This window comes from Rhodobacter sp. NTK016B (assembly GCF_017303295.1).
Classification (GTDB): domain Bacteria; phylum Pseudomonadota; class Alphaproteobacteria; order Rhodobacterales; family Rhodobacteraceae; genus Pararhodobacter.
The window spans coordinates 1-18,424 of the sequence record NZ_JAFKOK010000005.1; the positions used below are offsets into that span (position 1 = coordinate 1).

The 18,424-nt window shown below is 63.0% G+C and carries 12 protein-coding genes, 1 tRNA gene and 1 pseudogene; 13 read left to right on the plus strand and 1 reads right to left on the minus strand.

Annotation, left to right across the window (positions count from 1 at the left end):
• Positions 1-101 precede the first annotated feature (101 nt).
• From JI664_RS07610 to JI664_RS07665, 12 genes and pseudogenes are all read left to right on the plus strand, one after another.
• Positions 102-178, plus strand: a tRNA-Met gene (locus JI664_RS07610).
• A 375-nt stretch (positions 179-553) separates the two neighbouring features.
• Positions 554-847 carry a transposase gene (locus tag JI664_RS24230; RefSeq protein WP_414707729.1) on the plus strand — a complete coding sequence of 98 codons (294 nt, stop codon included), beginning with the start codon at positions 554-556 and terminating at the stop codon, positions 845-847.
• A 246-nt stretch (positions 848-1,093) separates the two neighbouring features.
• Positions 1,094-3,877, plus strand: coding sequence for a PAS domain-containing hybrid sensor histidine kinase/response regulator (locus JI664_RS07620; protein WP_207013144.1), 2,784 nt, complete (start codon positions 1,094-1,096; stop codon positions 3,875-3,877).
• 1,293 nt (positions 3,878-5,170) lie between these two features.
• Positions 5,171-6,163 carry an IclR family transcriptional regulator gene (locus JI664_RS07625; RefSeq protein ID WP_207013145.1) on the plus strand — a complete coding sequence of 331 codons (993 nt, stop codon included), beginning with the start codon at positions 5,171-5,173 and terminating at the stop codon, positions 6,161-6,163.
• Positions 6,160-7,326, plus strand: coding sequence for an acyl-CoA dehydrogenase family protein (locus JI664_RS07630; RefSeq protein ID WP_207013146.1), 1,167 nt, complete (start codon positions 6,160-6,162; stop codon positions 7,324-7,326). Before JI664_RS07625 ends, JI664_RS07630 begins: the two co-directional genes overlap by 4 nt.
• A gap of 17 nt (positions 7,327-7,343) precedes the next feature.
• Positions 7,344-9,455, plus strand: coding sequence for an acetate--CoA ligase family protein (locus JI664_RS07635; RefSeq protein WP_207013147.1), 2,112 nt, complete (start codon positions 7,344-7,346; stop codon positions 9,453-9,455).
• A gap of 27 nt (positions 9,456-9,482) precedes the next feature.
• On the plus strand, positions 9,483-10,433 hold the full coding sequence (locus tag JI664_RS07640) for a tripartite tricarboxylate transporter substrate binding protein (protein ID WP_207013148.1): 951 nt from the start codon (positions 9,483-9,485) through the stop codon (positions 10,431-10,433).
• 3 nt (positions 10,434-10,436) lie between these two features.
• Entirely contained in the window at positions 10,437-10,922 is a 486-nt protein-coding gene (locus tag JI664_RS07645; RefSeq protein WP_286173942.1) for a tripartite tricarboxylate transporter TctB family protein, read from the plus strand.
• On the plus strand, positions 10,922-12,424 hold the full coding sequence (locus JI664_RS07650) for a tripartite tricarboxylate transporter permease (RefSeq protein WP_207013150.1): 1,503 nt from the start codon (positions 10,922-10,924) through the stop codon (positions 12,422-12,424). The genes JI664_RS07645 and JI664_RS07650 overlap by 1 nt, the downstream gene beginning before the upstream one ends.
• Positions 12,421-13,407 (plus strand): acryloyl-CoA reductase, encoded by a 987-nt coding sequence (locus JI664_RS07655; RefSeq protein ID WP_207013151.1) that lies wholly within the window; start codon positions 12,421-12,423, stop codon positions 13,405-13,407. Before JI664_RS07650 ends, JI664_RS07655 begins: the two co-directional genes overlap by 4 nt.
• Complete coding sequence (locus tag JI664_RS07660) at positions 13,404-15,146, plus strand: metallophosphoesterase family protein (RefSeq protein ID WP_207013152.1); 1,743 nt, start codon at positions 13,404-13,406, stop codon at positions 15,144-15,146. The genes JI664_RS07655 and JI664_RS07660 overlap by 4 nt, the downstream gene beginning before the upstream one ends.
• A 361-nt stretch (positions 15,147-15,507) precedes the next feature.
• Positions 15,508-16,341: pseudogene (locus tag JI664_RS07665) on the plus strand (IS5 family transposase); the annotation flags it as partial.
• 208 nt (positions 16,342-16,549) lie between these two features.
• On the opposite strand, the gene JI664_RS07670 reads toward JI664_RS07665, so the two are convergent.
• The gene (locus tag JI664_RS07670) at positions 16,550-17,491 is read right to left on the minus strand and encodes a GlxA family transcriptional regulator (protein ID WP_286173944.1); all 942 of its coding nucleotides are present in this window, start codon (positions 17,489-17,491) and stop codon (positions 16,550-16,552) included.
• 137 nt (positions 17,492-17,628) lie between these two features.
• On the opposite strand from JI664_RS07670, the gene JI664_RS07675 reads away from it, so the two are divergent.
• On the plus strand, positions 17,629-18,417 hold the full coding sequence (locus JI664_RS07675; protein ID WP_207013154.1) for a class II aldolase/adducin family protein: 789 nt from the start codon (positions 17,629-17,631) through the stop codon (positions 18,415-18,417).
• Positions 18,418-18,424 lie beyond the last annotated feature (7 nt).

Consider the following 18,424-nt stretch of genomic DNA (forward strand, 5'->3'; position numbering starts at 1 on the left):
ACTGCGACCTAAGTCGTGGGAGAGTAGGTCACCGCCAAACCTGATAAGAAACAGATAAACCTCATTCTAATATACGATGACAACGAGCGGACACACCTTGGCGCGGGGTGGAGCAGCCCGGTAGCTCGTCAGGCTCATAACCTGAAGGTCGTAGGTTCAAATCCTACCCCCGCAACCAAAAAAAATATATCAAATGTTTGCAAAGCGCCCCCTGGGGCGCTTTTTGCATTCACACCCATACATCAACACCAAACCAGAAAACTGCACCCTTACGCATACGCGGGCAGCGACAGGCAACCGCGTGCGAGGACGCGTGGATCACAGGGCACCAGAACCAGTTGCCGCGAAATTACCTAACCGATCGGTATCGGAGTAAGCGTCCGGTGTGACCGCGCTGCCGCGGGATGGTGCCGGTTAGTGTCCAGCAAGGTTAGTGGACACGAAGGTGCACGCGTTGCGCGGCGGACGAGGTGGCTGTGGACGGATGAAGAGTAGCCGTCGATCTGTCAGCAGACGACGGCGGTAGAGCGACGGTGAGATGGTCTTTACGGGAATGCCAGTTGATTGCCTCAAGGGCTTACCCGAGACAATCACTGCGGCGTTTCCTCGTGCCGCTGTCCGGACCGGTACCGTCCATCTTGTTCGTCATAATGCGAGATTCTACGCTTGGAAGGACTGCAAGTTCGTGCCTGTTGATCTGCACCCGATCTACAGGTCTCTCGCTGCCGAACAGCCCGCTGGGCGGCTCGATGCGTTCCAGGTAAAATGCGCTGGTAGATATCGGTCCATCGCCCCGGGCCGGCGCCGGGCTTGGCAGGAGATGATCCCGTTCTTCGCCTGCGATTAGTGCGTACAATACCAATGTGTCCACTGACCGTGAAGCGGCCTCGCAGCGCTGCCTCGTTCTGGAAACCGGCAACGAATGCGTCCGCTTCAAGGCCAGCAGCTGATCCGGCACTCGCGAAAAAAAGTAAGCCAGCAATGCCTCGACCCGGCGATGGCCCGCTCAGCATTAATCATATGTATGTCATCCCGACAAAAAAACCGGCACACGTCGGGGTAGAAACCAACAGGCGGTTCTCACAGGCGACATATGACCAGCGACACGCAACACTCCCCGCTTCCTCGGCATCTTCGCCAGATTGTGGAAGCGATGGCCGGCAGGGTCGTCATTGTTGATGCGGCGCTTCGCATCACCTGGGCTAACCGCGCATGGGAGGAGCGGACCGGCTGGTCGCTCGGAAAAGCACGGGGTCGGGAGTTGGTGCGTCTTGTCTGGGACGCGCAGGCCGAAGAGATCGCGACGATCACTGCCGCCATGGCCCGCGGAGAGGCCTGTCAGTGCGAGACACTCAGCCGTGACGCAACCGGAGAGCGGCACCCGGTCGAAGTCAGACTTGTACCGCTACAGGGTGACAACGGCGCGGTATCGGGCTTTGCCGTGCTCGACACCGACATCCCGGCGCGGACGGATCACCCGGCTCACGCCGAGCACCTTCTGAACGAGGCCGAGCGGGCCCGGGCGCAGCTGGCCAATGCCATAGAAGCGCTGCCCGACGGGGTGCTGGTGTGGGATGATCGCAACCGGCTGGTGATGGCCAATTCCGCTTACCGGCGCATGTATCCGCTTCTGGCCGATGTGCTGGTGCCCGGCGTCGCCTTCGGTCACGTGCTGGCCATAGGCGTGGAGAGGAACGTCTATCCCAATGCCAGCGGTCGCGAACAAGCGTGGCTGGCGGAACAGCACGCGCTTTTCATCAAGGGTAACGTGGGCGAAGTGCGCCTTGCCGACGGACGCTGGATACGGCGACTGGATCTGCGCACCGCCGATGGCGGTTGCATCACGGTGCGCATCGAAACCACGGAACGTCACCGGCATCTGGACGCGCTGGACGCAGCCAACCGGGACCTGGCAGAGGCGCGCCAAACGCTGAACCAGATCATCGAAAGCACCGATGTCGGCACCTGGGACTGGAGCGTCGACGATGGCATCGAGCGCACCGGCGGGCGCTATGCGCAGATGCTGGGGTACGCGCCCGATGAACTTAGCCAAACCCTGACAAGCGCGTTCACGGAACTGGCGCATCCCGACGATCTGGCCCGGATCATCGCCACCGAGGAAAGAGATTTGGCGCCGCCCGCGGATGGCATCGAGAAGATGCGCGAACATTACGTGCGCATGCGGCGCAAGGACGGAAGCTGGGCCTGGATCCTGTCGCGCGCTTCGGTCACCGAACGCTTTCCGGACGGCCGGTTCCGACGGTTGGTCGGCATTCACATCGACGTGACGCGGCGCAAGCAACTGGAAGACGAAGTCGCCGCCAGCCGAACGTTTCTGAACGGGGTGATGGATGCCTCGATGTCGGCCATCGTGGTGACCGACCGCGACGGGCTGATCACCTACGCAAATGCCGAAGCCGGGCGCATTCTGGGCGTCGACCACCGCGATCTTGAGGGGGCTGATGCCATTTCCTGGGAACTGACCGAGCCTGACGGCTCGCCGATGCCGGTCTCCTCGTATCCGCTGCGCCGTGCCCTGACCAAGGGTGAAACCGTGCGTGGCATACGCATCGGGATCATCCGGGCGGACGGATCCCGATGCACCTTGTCGGTGAATGTGGCGCCGCACAGCACTGCACCGGCGGCGGATGCTCCGGCCCGTTTCATCATGTCCTTTGCCGACATAACCGACGACCTCGCCAAAGCGGTGCGGCTGGAGCAGGCCCTTGAGCAGGCGCAGGCGGCAAACCGGTCGAAATCGACCTTTCTGGCCAACATGAGCCATGAGATCCGCACCCCGCTGAACGGCGTCCTCGGCATGGCCGAGCTGCTGGACGAGAGGATCACGACGCCGCCCGAGAAAAGCATGATCGGCACCATCCGTCAGTCGGGCGAGCTCTTGCTGAACGTGCTCAACGAGATCCTCGACATGTCGAAGATCGAGGCAGGCAAGATGACTGTCGAGGCCATTGCCTTTGTCCCCGCGGATATTGCCCGCCAGATTGAACCGATGCACAGCCTGCGCGCGCAGGAAAAGGGTTTGCTCCTGGAGGTCTCGACCAGCCCGGGGGCAGAACGTGCCCGTCTGGGTGATCCGTTCCGCATCCAGCAGATATTGAACAACCTGCTCAGCAATGCCGTCAAATTCACAGAACGCGGCTCGGTGGCGCTGTCAATTTCTGGCTCGGACGATACGCCGCTGACGATCGAGGTCCTGGACACCGGGATCGGCATGACACCTGAGCAGGTCGGCCGCGTCTTCGAGAATTTTGAGCAGGCCGAGAGCGGCACCATGCGGCGCTTCGGTGGCACCGGGCTGGGCATGACCATCGTGCGTAGTCTGATCAGCCTCATGGGCGGCCAGATCGCGATCTCAAGCAAGCCCGACGCCGGAACGCGTGTGGAGATTTCTCTCCCGCTGCCGCTGGCCGAGGAAGCGCCGGCAGCGCATGTCCGCGTGGCTGACGCGATCACGTCGAACTCGTTGGTGGGGTTCAGGCTTCTCGTTGCTGATGATTCCATCACCAACCGGATAGTGCTGAGCGAGATGCTCAAGGCCAGCGGCGCGATGGTCGTGATGGTGACCGACGGCGTCGAGGCTGTGAAAGAATGGCGACGGATGGTAGAGGCCGATATTCCCGCCGATCTGCTGCTGTTAGATATCTCCATGCCGGTAATGGACGGAATCGATGCCCTGGCGGCGATCCGCGCGACGGGTGGCGCCGGACTTTGCGTTCCTGCCGTTGCGGTTACCGCCAATGCGATGGCCCACCAGGTCCAGGAATACCTGACCGCGGGTTTCGCCGCGCACGTGTCGAAGCCGTTCCGTCGTCCCGATCTGCTCGCGGCCATTACTTCTGTGCTGAAGCGCGGGTGACAACAGGATCGACAATGGATTCAAGGCGCCTTGCCTGCGCCCCGGGTCATCCATCAGTTGAAACGCGGGTCTTTGGGTCGATAATCGTCGGTTTCGGGCGTGGCAAGCGCGCCGGGTGCGGTGCCATCTGGAAGGCATTGTTGCGTAACTGAGGCGGGAAGCGTGACATCCCCTTTCCCCATTGGGCTCAGGCCACGAGAACGATCTCGGCGGTTCTAATGGCATTGAAGCGGTTGATGAGGCTGACGCGGATCGGGATGATGGCGGTGTGGCAAAGACAGGTGTCCGCAGAGAGGCCATTCAACTTGCAGAGTGCTCGGGCGGCTCGTTCTCTTGGAGGGCGTTGTGGGCCGAGTGCAGCGAGCAGCGAAAAATGGGTTTGCCGAGGAGTTTCTGCAAGTTTGCCGGTCGGGGTTCAAGCTTCGCGGACTAGTGGCAAACCTCTGTAATTCCTTACGCAAACTATCTCTGACCGGCTGTTCCTACCTGTTCCGCTTTTCTGCAAGCATTGTTGTCAACGCACATCGTAGCGCGCCACGAAATCCTTGCAGAGCTTGACACGGAAACTTGCAGCAGGCGCGCTGCGGCACGTTCGCGATCGCTACCTTCTCCCCCTGATTAGGGCGCACTGACCGTCATGATCGATCCGAATGATCTCGAACGGCTCAATCCTGCAGATGTGCTGCACCGCGCGAAATACCCCGAAGTGCTTAGAGTCACGATTGGTCCAGCAGTCGTCACCTAGGATCAACCCGTCAGGTGCCAAGCTCGTTGAGATCGCAGTCAGGGTGTCAATCGGCCTGCGAAGCCTCGCCGAAAAGGCAAAAGACACCGCTGACGCGCAGCGCAGATGGGTCCACTTGCCGCCAATCGCTGTACGCCTGTGCCGGTTCCTGATCCAAGCGAGCTGTTCAACAAACATGCCGCGGTCGCGCCTTCGAGTGGTTGGTTGGCCCCCTTGACGCGATCGATGCTGTCCGTCGTCAGATGATTTGGGACGCGGTCTTGATGACAGTTCTGGCCCAAAGCGGCCCTTCGACTGGCAAAGTAAAATTCGCCCCATCGTGTTGGTCGGGTGGATCTATCCCGACGCAACCATGAAATAATCTTGCGCTGTCGTTCTCAGCCTCAATCGCCGGGTCGAAAGCATCGCCAAGTCCTCTCGGGGACTGGGCCAAAACGAAGATGCCTAAAGCAACGTTTCAGGGACGGTGCAGCAAGCGGAAATTTGATTGACACGGGGCTCGGTGGCGTGCTTTTTTTGAAAATAGGAAATTTTCAATATGTGAAAAAATGTCAGATCAATCGTACAGTTTGAAAACCGTCGATCGCGCTTTTTCCCTGCTGCGGATCGTCGCGGATGCCCCGGCGCCGTTGAGCTTGTCAGACGTTGCAACACAGGCTGGGATCAACACGTCCAACGCCTTTCGATTTTTGAAGACGTTGGAGAAAAGCGGCCATGTCGTGCGCGATGCGCAGAAGCGGTATTCCGCCATCCAGGGCGGCGGCCGGGAGATCGGCCTGACGCGCGGCATCGAGATCATCGACCTGATCGCGGCGTCGCCCAGCCATGAGATGTCCGGATCGGATCTTGCGGCCTGTCTGTCCGTCGACGTGCCGCAAGTCGAGCGCGCGCTGGCGAAATTGTCCGCCGCCTCGCTGGTCGAGAACGATCCAGAGACAGGACATTGGCGCCTGTCGACCGGCATGATGCGCTTTTTCCGGCCGCTCTTGAACGATCAGCTTCTCGCCCGGTTCATCCGCCCGGTGATGCAGGACCTCAACAAAACCTTCGGCGAAACCGTCAGTTGGTTTGTGCCCCATGGTTTTGAGCAGGTCGTCGTCGAAGTGCTGCCAAGCACGCAGCCAATCCGGTACGTGCTCGAAACCGGTGCGCGCCAACCCGTTTACCTTGGTGCGGCAGGCAAGGCGCATATGGCCAGCCTGGATGCCGAGGTCGCCGAGGAGTTTCTGGCGACGTTGCAGCCTGTGCAACTGACGCGGTTCGAATTGGACAAGCCTGCCTTGCTCGACGAGCTGAAAAGGATCCGCTCACGCGGTTATGCCATATCAGACAGCGAGCGTGTCGAAGGCGCGGTCTCGGTGGCGATTGCGGTTTGTGACGCGAACCAGCGGCCCTTGGGCGTCATCAGCATCATGATGCCGAAATTCAGAACCTCGGCGACGGATATGCGCGTCATGGGGGAAACGCTTGCTGCGCGCGCAGCGGCACTTTTTGAAACTGGCGATCCAACCCTCGCCCGCTTGCAGGAACATACGCAGTGATACGTGATGCCGATGCCTTGTCGACCCTCATTGCTGACGTGCGCGCATGGGTGCGCGCGGTGGCTCATCCCAATGAGGATCGCGTTGCCGACTTGAACGAAGTCCCCGCGGATATCGTGTCGGACATGGCCGCCCGTGGCTATTTTGGATGGTCGATCCCGCAGGAATATGGCGGTCTTGGCCTCACGACCGAGGAATTGGTCATGATGGCCTTCGAGCTGTCGCAATGCGCCGTGGCCTTCCGGGCGCGCGTCGGCACCAACACCGGAATCGGGTCCGAGGCGTTGGTTGCGGATGGCACCGAAGAGCAAAAGCGCCGCTTTTTGCCGGAACTCGCAAGCGGACGGGCGACCGGATGCTTTGCCCTGACCGAGCCCGAGGCCGGGTCCGAGGCGACCGCCGTCACCACAAGCGCGCGCAAGGACGGCAGCGACTATGTCCTCAATGGGCTGAAGTGCTATATCACCAACGCGCCGATCGCGGATCTGTTCACCGTGATCGCGCGCACCGATCCCGACACACCCGGCGCCCGTGGGCTCAGCGCCTTTATCGTCGAACGCGGCATGAAGGGTCTGCGCACCAGCGATCCCTACACGATGATGGGACAGGCCGGATCCCCGGTTGGCGAGGTTATTCTGGAAGACTGTCGGGTGCCTGCCGCCAACTTGATCGGCGGGCAAGAGGGGCAGGGGTTCCGCACCACGATGCGCGTGCTCAACAAGCAGCGCATCCACCTGGCTGCGCTGTGTACGGGTCCGGCGATGCGGATGTTCGATATGGCCTTCGAGCATGCCGAGACGCGCCGCCAGTTCGGCAAGCCGATCGTCGACTTTCAGCTGGTTGCCGCGCTCTTGGCCGATTGCCAGACCGAGATCCACGCAGCCCGCGCCCTGGTTCAGGAAACGGCGCGCGCCCGTGACCGGGGCGAGGACATCGCGCTGCAAGCCTCGATCTGCAAGTACTTTGCCTCTGAGATGTGCGGGCGCGTGGCCGACCGTGCCGTGCAGGTCTTTGGCGGCGCTGGCTTTGTCGCGAACCACTCGTCGATCGAACGCTACTATCGCGACGTGCGGCTGTTCCGCCTGTACGAGGGGACCAGCCAGATCCATCAGTTGAATATCACCAAGCAGACACAGCGGTTGCGCGCGGCAGGTGCTGCATGACCACGCCAGCAAGCAAAATGCCGGACGACAGGCGCGATGCGCGGGCCATTGATACCCTTTTCCATCCGCGCGCCATCGCCATTGTGGGCGCGTCGGACAAGCCCGGTTCGGTTGGGCGTGACGTGGTCGAAAACTTGCTCGAAAAGGGCTATGACGGCGCGATCTATCCGGTGAATCCGCGGCTCGATACGCTGATGGGGCTAAAGACCTATCCGAGCCTGGAGGCGCTGCCCGGACAGGCGGATCTGGTGGCTATCGCGGTGCCGGCTCCGGCCACGGCCGCAGTCCTGCGTCAGGCTGGGCACCTTGGTATTCCCAACGCCATCATCTACGCGTCTGGCTTTGCCGAGGCGGGCCCTGAGGGGACGGCCCTGCAGGACGATCTGGCCGCCGCCGTGCGCGAGACCGGGCTGCGGGTGATCGGCCCCAACTGTCAGGGGCTGATGAACATAGCCGAGGGTATCCATATCGGCTTTGGGCCGCCCTACAAGCTGGACTACGTCAAAGGCTCTGTAGGTGTCGTGTCGCAATCGGGGGCTTTCGGCAACTCGTTGCTGATGGGCCTGTCGAGCGAGAAGGTCGGTGTGAGCGGCTATATCTCGACCGGGAACGAGGTCGGAACAACGGCGCTCGACATGGCCGAGGCGATGCTTGAAGACCCCGAAACGACGGTCATCGCCGGGTATATCGAGGGACTGCGCGATGCCGGCCGCCTGCCTGAGGTCGCGGTTCGCGCGCAGGAACTGGGCAAGCCGCTGGTCCTGTGGAAGGTCGGGCGCTCAAAGGCCGGTGCCAAGGCCGCCGCCTCGCATACCGCCTCGCTTGCGGGCGACGACACGCTCTATCGCGCCGCATTCCGGCAATACGGCATCGTGGATGTCGACGACATCGGTGAGATGGCCGACTGCGTGCGCGCGCTGACCACGGGACGTGCCGCCAAGGGACCGCGCGTCGGTGTTGTCACGGTGTCGGGCGGGGCCGGGGTGGCCATGGCCGACCGCGCCGAAGCCTTGGGGCTTGAGCTGGGTCAGTTCACGCCCGAGACGGTCACGGCCCTGCGTGCGGTGCTGCCCAAATTTGCAAGTTTCGCCAATCCGCTGGACGTCACGGCCAATGCCGTGATGGATCCTGCCGCGCTGGCGCGCACGCTGGAACTTGTCGCCGCCGATCCGGGCGTCGACATGTTGGCGCTGACCTTCGCGGGCGCGTCGGGCAGGGCCGGGGCCTCGATCGCCGAGGCTGTTTCGGCCATCCATGCCGCCACGGACCTGCCGATCGTGATCTCCTGGAACGCTCCGCGCGACCGCAACGCCGAGGCCTATGCCCGGCTTGAGGAGGTCGGCGTGCCCGTCTACGCCACACCGGCCCGCGCGATACGCGGGCTGGCGGCGATCTGGACCGCGCGGCAATCGCGCGCTCTGGCGGCCCCGGGCCCGAGGCCCTCCGCGCAACCCGCCCGACTGCTCAACGAGGTTGACTCGAAGCGCTGGCTGACTGGCACGGGCGTCTCGGCCCCGGCCGAATCCGTCGCGCAAAGCCGCGACGAGGCGGTCACGGCCGCCGGCGAGATCGGCTATCCGGTGGTGGCCAAGTTGCTCTCGGGCCAGTTGGATCACAAGTCCGACCTTGGCGGGGTCAAGGTAAACCTGATCGACGCCGCCGCCGTGGCCGAGGCCTTTGACGCACTGCGCGCGATCCCTGGCCCGTTGGACCTGCCCTTCGAGGGAGCTTTGGTGCAGCGCATGATCTCTGGCGGCGTCGAGATGATCCTCGGGGCGCGCGTCGATCCGTCGTTCGGGCCGATCATCATGGTCGGCGGTGGCGGCATCTTCGCCGAGGTCTTCGAGGATGTCGCCCTGCGGCTGGCCCCGGTGACCGAGGCCGAGGCCCGCGAGATGATCAACGAGACCCGCATTGCGCGCATCCTCAGAGGGATCCGGGGGAAGGAGCCGCACGACATCGACGCGCTGGCCCGCGCCATCGCGGGCCTGTCGCGCCGCATCGCGGAACCTGACGGCATCCTGCAGGAAATAGAGATAAACCCGGTTTTCGTCATGGAGCCGGGTGGAGGCGTCATCGCAGGTGACTGCGTCACCCGCGTGGCGGAAGGAGCGAAGTCCACACACTGATCCGGCATCAATTTCAGGGAGGAATACATGCCATTCTTCAAGACAACCACCAAGACCGCCACCGCGCTGGCTCTCGGGCTTTCACTGGTGGCCGGAGCGGCTTGGGCCGAATATCCCGAACGCGCCGTCACCGCTATCGTGCCGTTCCCGGCCGGCGGATCAACCGATACGATGGGCCGCGCCGCGGCCGAGGTGATGTCGGGAATCCTTGGGACTGACATCGCGGTCACCAATGTCGGCGGCGGCGCAGGCACCGTGGGAACCGCGCAGATCGCCCGTGCGCGTGCGGATGGCTACACGATCGGCGTGATCCCGGCCGCGCCGCTCATCAACCAGCCGCACATGCGCGAGACGCCCTACGGGCTGGAAGATTTCACCTATATCTGCGGGCTTTTTCACTCGCCGCAGGCCCTGGCGCTGGCCCCTGACTCGCCGTTTTCGAGCCTCGCCGAGGTCGTTGACTACGCGCGCGCCAATCCCGGCCAACTGACTTATGGCTCGCCCGGCCCCGGCTCGCTGCCGCATCTCGCGATGGAGCAGTTCCTTGATGAAGTCGGTGTCGAGATCTCGCATGTGCCGTTCCAGGGCGACGGACCCGGCGTCACGGCGCTGATGGGCGGCCATATCGACATGTATATGGCGATCTTTTCGAACGTGCCGCGCTACGAGTTGAACGCAGTGGCGATCTTTGCTGATGAACGCGTCGCCGCCGCGCCGGACGTTCCGACCTCAATCGAGGAAGGCTTCACCACAACGGCAAGCTGGTGGGGCGGATTGTTCGGCCCGGCCAACATGCCCGAGGACGTACGCGCCACACTGGAAGACGCCTGCCAGCAGACCGCCGAAAGCCCCGAGTTCACCGAAATCCTTGGCAATCTGGGCTCGTTCCCGCGCTTCCTGAGCTCGGAAGCTGTCCACGAAGCGGTGATGCAGGGTTCGGAAACCAACGGCGCGATCCTTGAGCGCGTTCTGAACTGAGCGATGGGTGCCGTGCAGAGAGACCATGAAAGCATCATTGGGGGAGTGGCCGTTCTCGGCCTCTCCGCCCTTTTGTATTCCCAGGTGATGCCGGGACAATTCGACGGGGTTGCGCTGGCGCGCAATCCGATGACGGTCCCGCGCTTTCTGCTGGCGCTTTTCGCTCTGGGCGGGGCTTACCTGCTGGTGCGCGGACTTGTGTCGCGCGCCGGAACCACATGGCCCGCGGTTGCCTGGCGCAAGGTCCTGGCCATCGCTGTGCTGGCGGCCGCCTATTTCTGGGCGTTCGATCCGATTGGCTTCATCCCTGCGACACTGGTGTTGCTGCCGCTCGCCTTTCTGTCGTTGGGCTATCGCAACCCTTTGGTCATCGCCGCGGTGACGCTGATCACCGCACCGCTTCTTTGGTATGTCTTTGCCGAGGGCTTTTCGATCCGCCCGCCCGGCTTTGGCATGGATGACCTTCTGCGTGCGCTGGGGGGGATGTAATGGACGCCTTTCTGCACGCGCTCGGAGCACTGGCTGATCCGCTCATTCTGCTGATCCTCTTGGGTGGCACCGCTGCGGGTATCCTGATTGGCGCCATGCCCGGGCTTGGCTCCGTGCTGGCGATTACGCTGGCGCTGCCGCTGACCTTCGTCATGGGCCCCGAGCCATCAATCGCACTGCTTCTGGGGCTATATGCGGGTTCGGTCTATGGCGGCTCGCTTTCGGCCATCCTGATCAACACTCCCGGCACCCCGCAGGCCGCTGCAACCGTGCTCGACGGCTATCCGATGATGCGCCAGGGCAAGGGCGACGTTGCCTTGGGCTGGGCCACCGTGGCCTCGACTGTGGGCGGCGTGTTTTCGGTCGCTGTGCTGATCGTTGCCGCCCCCATGCTGGCGCGGCTGGGGCTGGAATTCGGGCCGGTCGAGTATTTCGCCCTGGGCATCTTTGCGCTGACCTGCGTTGTCAGCGTGTCGCGCGACGACCTGGCGAAGGGGCTTCTGGCCTGTTTGCTGGGCCTTCTGGCCGCAACCATCGGGCAAGACCCGCTGACCGGTGACGTTCGGCTGCATTTCGGAAACTTCAACCTGATGGCGGGGATCGCGTTGGTGCCCTTCCTTGTTGGCCTCTTTGCGTTGTCCGAGGTGTTCTGGCGCGTGGGCGAGGATGTCCACCCGGATGATCGCCCGATTGGCAAGACCGGCTTTCGTTTGCCGCCGCTGCGCGACATGCTGAGCCGCTGGCGCGTGTTCGGAAAGTCGGCAACGATCGGAACCTTGATCGGGACCCTGCCGGGCGTTGGCGCGACGGCCTCGTCCATGGTCAGCTATGCCGAAGCGCGCCGCTCGTCGCCCAACCGCGCGAATTTCGGCAAGGGCGAGCCAGACGGCGTCATCGCCTCGGAAACCGCCAACAACGCGGTCACCGGCGGCGCGCTGGTGCCAACCTTGGCGCTGGGCATTCCGGGCGATCCGATTACGGCGGTCATGCTGGGCGCGCTCATCATCCAGGGCATCACCCCGGGGCCGCGCCTGTTTGTCGAGAACGGCGACCTGATGGCGTTCATCTTCCTGGCCCTGCTGATCGTGAACCTGTTGCTTCTGGGTCTGGGGGCGATCATGTGCGTGCTCTTTGCCCGCGCGATCCGCGCGCCCGAGCCGGTCTTGATGGGGCTGATCCTGGTGTTGTTGGCGATTGGCACCTTCTCGGTCAACAACAACGGCTTTGATCTGATGGTGATGCTTTTGGCGGGGCTCGTCGGGTTTGGCATGCGTCTGCTCAGGTTCCCGCTTGCCCCGGTGGTGATCGGCTTTGTCCTGGGTCCGATGATTGAACAAAGCCTGCGGCAAGGCCTGTTGATCTCGCGCGGGGATCCGGTGGTGTTCTTCAGTAAACCGATCGCGCTGTTCTTCTTTGTGGCTTCTGCGCTGTTCCTGCTTTGGTCGGGCTGGCGCCACTGGAATGAACGCCGCGATACCAGAACCGAAGAGACAGACGCATGAAAGCTTTCCGTATCGAGGCTGAAGGCAAGCTGGGACGCGGCGCCGTGGTCGACATGCCACTTGACGCGCTGGACCCCGGCTCGGTGCTGATCCGGGTGCATTACGCGGGCATCAATTACAAGGACGCGCTGGCAGGGCTGGCGGGCGCGCCCATTGTGCGCCGCTATCCCTGCAACGGCGGCATCGACGCGGCAGGCGTGGTCGAAGCGTCGGAGGATCCGCGCTATGCGCCGGGCGATCGCGTGGTCTGCCATGGGCGCGGGATCGGCGTCAGCCACGACGGTGGGCTGGCCGAGCTTCTACGCGTTCCGGGGGACTGGCTGCTGCCGCTGGCCGCACCGCTGTCGCCGAAGGCCGCCGCGACGCTCGGCGTCGCGGGCTATTCCGCCGCTCTTGCCGTGGACCGGCTGCAGGCGCTGGGAGTCAAACCCGGCGAGCTGCCGGTCGCCGTGAGCGGCGCGACCGGCGGTGTTGGGGCCTTCAGCGTTGCGATGCTGGCCGGTCTCGGCTTCAAGGTCACTGCGATCAGTTCAAAGCCCGGGGCCGAGACATGGCTCACCGCCTTGGGTGCGACGGATGTCTGTGCGCCGGGCGATCTGGACGACAAGCCGCTGTCGCGCGCGCGCTGGTGCGGTGGGATTGATGCGGCAGGCGGGCCGGTGCTGGCAAAGATGCTGGCAGCCTGCGACAAGGACGGTGTCATCGCCAACATGGGCAATGCCGCCGGGGTCGAGTTGGAGACCACGGTTTTGCCTTTCATTCTGCGCGGTGTCACGCTGAGCGGTATCAACGCCGACAACAGCATGGAGACGCGGCGGCGTATCTGGGCGCGCATGGCAGGCGACTTGATGCCCGTCGGGCTGGACGATTGGGCCACAACCATCACTCTTGACGAAATTCTGCCCGCCATGCAGCGCATGCTCGACAACCAAGCCACTGGGCGCACCATTGTCGCTCTGCCCGCGGCGGTCGCATCGATATGACCGAGCCGCTCTTCACTTTCGCCATCATCGCCGACACCCACCTGAACCCGCGCGACGGTGAAAGCGGTTCACCGTGGCGCACCAACGCCGCGGCCAACGCCCGCGCGCGTTGGGCAGTGGCAGCACTCAACGGGGACAAGCCGGATTTCGTTCTGCATCTGGGCGATCTCGTGCATCCGATTCCGGCGCAGGCCGGGTTTTCCGATGCGGCGGCGCAGTTTCATGCGATCTTCGGAGGGTTGAAGGTACCGCTCCATTGTTTGCCCGGGAACCACGATATCGGCGACAAGCCCGGCGACTGGATGCCCGCCCACACCGTGACCTCCGAGGCGCTGGCAACCTGGCAAGAGACATTCGGGCCGCTCTGGCAGATCGTTGACCATCAGGACTGCCGCTTCGTTCTGCATTGCAACCCGTTGCTTGGCTCAGGCCTGCCCGAGGACGAGGCGCAATGGCAATGGCTGGACGAGACGCTGAGTGCTTCGGCGGGAAAACGCGTGTTCTTTGCCACGCATTACCCGCTGTTCCTGACGGACCTCGAGGAACCCGAGCACTACGACAACCTCGCCAACCCGGCGCGCGAGCGGTTGCGCCGCCTGTTGCTCGATCACAAGGTCGAGGCGGTTTTTGCCGCGCATGTGCATACCATCTTCCATACGCGCCTGGCGGCGGGTGGCCCGTTCCAGCATGTTGTCCCCACGCTCTCGGCCTTGCGGCCCGACTACAGCTACCTGTTCAAGGCACCGCAGTTGCCAGAGCATGAATTCGGTCGCAACGACGCACAGAAACTTGGCTATTACCTGTGCGAGGTTTTCGAGCACGGGTACCGGCTGCGCTTTCGACGCTCTGATGGCGCAGAGTTGGGCGACCCCCGGCTGGAATTCGAGCCCGAGCCGCATCGTGCCTATCGACAGCCGCTGTTCGAGCGGCCGATCGGTGTTGATCTACGGCAAGGCTGGGCGCAAACGGTGGCGATTCCCTATTCCGGCGTGGTGGACGAATTCCGCCGTAAATATGTGCACAACGACTACCTGCTCGTGGCACTGCAGGAAGCAGGTCTGCGCAACCTGCGCGTGCCGATCGACGATTGGCTAGATCCCCTCACGCGAGAACGGATGCGTGATTTTGCGGCATTGGGGCATCGCTTTCGGCTGTTCACGATCGATGCACCCTCGGAGTCGGTGGTCAGCACGCTCAGGCAAGCCGAAGGCGTGTTCGCCTCGCTTGAGGTAATCGGTCGGCCCGAACGTCTTTCTGGCCTGCTGCGCAGCTGGCGCGCCGCCATGCCAGAGTTGCCGCTCTTCGCCGCGCGCATGTGGACATCGTCGGACCTGCCGGCCGAGGCAGTAAGCTTCTCTCATGCCATCGGCCACGGGTTCCATCCCCATGAACATGCGCTGATGGCCGAGGCCGCTCTGCTGGCCGATGGGCTGACCTTGTATATTGGACCGGAGGTCGAACCTGCACGGGCGCTGGCCGACTTGCCTGACCTTCCAAGCGCTTTGATGGTATATCTGACGCTCACCGACCCCAACCCTGCAAGGTTGCGTTCTGATGGCACTGCCCAGGCCGCCCGCGTGATGGACGCGTTGGGCGCATTGCCAAAGGGCGCGACCCTGATGCTTGACATGCTCGAAGATCACGATCGCGGATACTTTCCGCGCGTCGGTCTCTATGACACCCGCTTTAACCCTCGGGCACTAGCACTCTGCCTTTCACAGACCGAATTGAGCGACTGATATCCTCTTGGCCTTGAAGGCAGTGCCAACGCGTATTCGGTTCGCTGCGAGATAGCGTCGCGCGCGGCTTCGCCGACGAGGGCCATGATTCCGAAGGTCAAGTCGTTGGCCTCGGGCATGTCGACGCCGAAGAAGTGCGCGCCGCTGTCTCGCATAATCAGCAAAGGTCGGAAAACTCTCTCAGACAGTGGCCAGTATGCGGGCAGTGACGCAAAGCGCGTCGAACGTCCGCCCGTAGGTGAAGCAGAGAGTCTATGCTCAGCCAAGACGCACGAGTGTGCCGTTTCCCACGTGCTAGGGTCAGGATGCATTGATTTTCAACGCGCTGCGTGATTCACGGCTTGGAAAACGGAGCGGTGATATGAGCGACCTGTACTGGCTGACCAGCGAGCAGATGGCTAAGCTTGCCCCTTTCTTCCCCAAGTCCCACGGCAAGCCTCGGGTCGATGACAGACGCGTCTTGAGCGGGATTATCCTCCTCAATCGCAATGGCTTGCGCTGGCGCGACGCGCCCGAAGCCTACGGACCTCGCAAGACGCTGTGCAGCCGGTGGAAGCGTTGGGGTGAGAAAGGCATCTCCGCCAGGATGATGGCTGGGTTGGCGGCCGAACACGGCGAGCAGAAGACCGTGATGATCGACGTGAGCAAGCGAACGCCATGCGTTCGAGTGAGCCTGCGCAAGTATCTGAAGGCGCACCGCACAGCGACCAGCATGGCCGCGAAAAAGGGGGGGGCGTGGCCGTCTGATAGGTCGCACCAAAGGCGGCATGAACACCAAGTTGCACGCCATCTGCGACAGCAAGGGTCGGCCGCTCAACCTGTTCGTCACCGCAGGGCCGGTTAGCGATTACATCGGCACGCGGGCGCTGCTCGGCACCCTACCAAAGGTCGACTGGCTGCTCGGGGATCGCGGCTACGACGCCGACTGGTTCAGAGACGCGTTGAAAGACAAAGGGATACGCGCCTGCATCCCCGGCGGAAAGCAACGCAAGACCCCGGTCACATACGACAAGCGCCGATACAAGCGGCGCAACGCCCCTCTCGGGACATTGCTGCGCAATACCCTGCCGGGCAGCGATGCGAAATCATGTTCGGCAGGCTCAAGGACTGGCGGCGGGTGGCGACACGCTACGATCGCTGTCCCATGGTGTTCCTCTCCACCATCGCCCTCGCAGCGGTCGTCATCTACTGGTTAGGAATCCTGACCCTAGGGAGGAACCAACCAATGGCACGGTGGGCGAGCTTCGGCTTCTGCGAAGCCAGGACCGGTCGCCGCCCGCCCGTTGTGTGCATGGCTTTTGATCGGGGCTTATGGCCAACTAAATTCTGCGCCTGAACGCGTCCGCGATGGAATCGCAATCGATGGCGACGAGCGTGCGGAACATTTGGTTTGACGCGGTCGTTTAGGCAAGCGGGGGTCTGCTCGCCGGTAATAGCGCGGGACCGACGGCCCCAAAGGCCTCTTTGCGAACTGAACTCGGTGTCTCGCCGTATGCAGCTCGAAAGGACCGACTGAAGCTGGCATGCGTGCCAAAGCCCGTGGCAAATGCGATCTCGGTTACCGTCAGGGCCGTCGAGTGCAGAAGGTCGCGCGCGTGCGACAGTCTGGTCCGCAAATACAGGGCTGACGGTGTTTGACCTGTCAGGCGAAGGCAGCGACCGCGCAGGGCTTTGCCGCTGAGGCCAAGGCTGTCCGCGATAGCGCCGATGCCGAGCGGATGATCGAGGTGGGCCAGCATCAAGTGGCGCATTGCCCGCAAAACCGGATCGTCATTACCTCTTACGCTTTGCGGATCGGCAGAGGGCCGGATTGACCCATGCGCCATATCCTCGGCCACCGCCTCGGCGAAAGCGGGCGACACTTGCCCCGAGATCCAGGCCAGCATTGCGTCGCCCGTTGCCGTTCCGCCCGCCGCCGACAGAATCCGCCCGTCCAGCGCGTAGATACCGTCATCGACCGCGATCTCTGGGAACGCGGCGCGCAGTTCGGCGTGGGCATCGCGGTGAAGAACCACACGGGTCCCTTCGGGCAGTAGCCCGAGCGATGCGAGAAGAAGCGCGCCTGTATCGACCCCGCCCAGAATCGCGCCGCGGCGCGCCGCGCGGGAGAGATAGCTGCGCAGGCCCTGAGGGCGGACGGCCAGCGGTTCGTAGCCTGCCATTACCACCACCAGGTCCGCATCGACGGTGTCGGCCCAGCCGGAAACGTCCGGCAGGACCTCGCGGCCGTTCGAGGCCGCGACGGGCCCTGACACGGCGGATCGGGTCTCCCAGGTAAAAAGATGCCGACCAGCACGGCGGTTCGCGATGCGCAGCGTTTCGCTTGCCAGCACATAGGCCAGCATCTGGAACCGCGGGTGTAGAATAAAGCAGGTGTGCGGCATCTGGTCGTTTCATGAACAGTTTTGGTAATTCAGTGAATATCATTCCTGAACACCCGGTCGCAATATGTCGGGGAATTCAGCCCTGAGGAGCCCCGCCCATGACCGTTCTGACCCCCAACCCCCTGACCGGTCGTCCGGCGAATTGCAGCGATGCAGAGTGGGAGGCGCGGCAGGAACTGGCCGCGATCTACGCGGCCTTGGTGAAGTATCGGCTGACCGATCTGACCAACCAGTGGCACGCCATGCGGGTCCCTGGTGAGGATGCCCTGCTGACACACCACTACGGGTGGATGCATGAAGAGGTGACAGCGTCGAACCTGATCAAGGTCGGTTTCGACCGGACCAACCTGACACCTCAGAACGGGGAACCCAACCCGTCGGCCACCGAAATCGGCAAGCTGTTCTTTCAGGCCAACCCTGACATCAACTGCATCATGCACATTCACACCAAGGCAATCATGGGGGTGAGCGCGCAGGCCGAAGGCGTTGGCCCTTACAGCCAAGCCTATCTCATGATCGGTGGTGGTGATGTGATCGGCTATACCGATTACGAGTTTGAATGCACCGATGATTTCCTTTCGGGCCTGCTTCGCGCTGGAATGGGCAAGAAGATGATTGTCGAGGCCTGGCACGGGGCTTTCGTGTTCGGCCGCTCGGCAGGTGAGGCGTTCTTTCGCTCGTTCTACCTGGATCAGGCTTGCGCGGTCCAACTTGAGGTTCAGAAGGCGGCAATGGCTGGCGTGACGATCCGCACGATCCCCGAGGCAGAGCAGCGCCGCCACCTGGCCGACATGGACGCGAGCGAGTGGTACGGCTATGAGGGCGAACTGGAATGGCACGCAATTCGCCGTCGGCTGGATGCCGAAATGCCCGGATATCGCGTGTGAGCCGGCA

Bases quoted from the DNA above. Each gene is read 5' to 3' on its own strand.
- JI664_RS24230 (WP_414707729.1), top strand. From the start codon at position 554: ATGCCAGTTGATTGCCTCAAGGGCTTACCCGAGACAATCACTGCGGCG.
- JI664_RS07620 (WP_207013144.1), top strand. From the start codon at position 1,094: ATGACCAGCGACACGCAACACTCCCCGCTTCCTCGGCATCTTCGCCAG.
- JI664_RS07625 (WP_207013145.1), top strand. From the start codon at position 5,171: ATGTCAGATCAATCGTACAGTTTGAAAACCGTCGATCGCGCTTTTTCC.
- JI664_RS07635 (WP_207013147.1), top strand. From the start codon at position 7,344: ATGCCGGACGACAGGCGCGATGCGCGGGCCATTGATACCCTTTTCCAT.
- JI664_RS07640 (WP_207013148.1), top strand. From the start codon at position 9,483: ATGCCATTCTTCAAGACAACCACCAAGACCGCCACCGCGCTGGCTCTC.
- JI664_RS07645 (WP_286173942.1), top strand. From the start codon at position 10,437: ATGGGTGCCGTGCAGAGAGACCATGAAAGCATCATTGGGGGAGTGGCC.
- JI664_RS07650 (WP_207013150.1), top strand. From the start codon at position 10,922: ATGGACGCCTTTCTGCACGCGCTCGGAGCACTGGCTGATCCGCTCATT.
- JI664_RS07655 (WP_207013151.1), top strand. From the start codon at position 12,421: ATGAAAGCTTTCCGTATCGAGGCTGAAGGCAAGCTGGGACGCGGCGCC.
- JI664_RS07660 (WP_207013152.1), top strand. From the start codon at position 13,404: ATGACCGAGCCGCTCTTCACTTTCGCCATCATCGCCGACACCCACCTG.
- JI664_RS07670 (WP_286173944.1), bottom strand. From the start codon at position 17,491: ATGCTGGCCTATGTGCTGGCAAGCGAAACGCTGCGCATCGCGAACCGC.
- JI664_RS07675 (WP_207013154.1), top strand. From the start codon at position 17,629: ATGACCGTTCTGACCCCCAACCCCCTGACCGGTCGTCCGGCGAATTGC.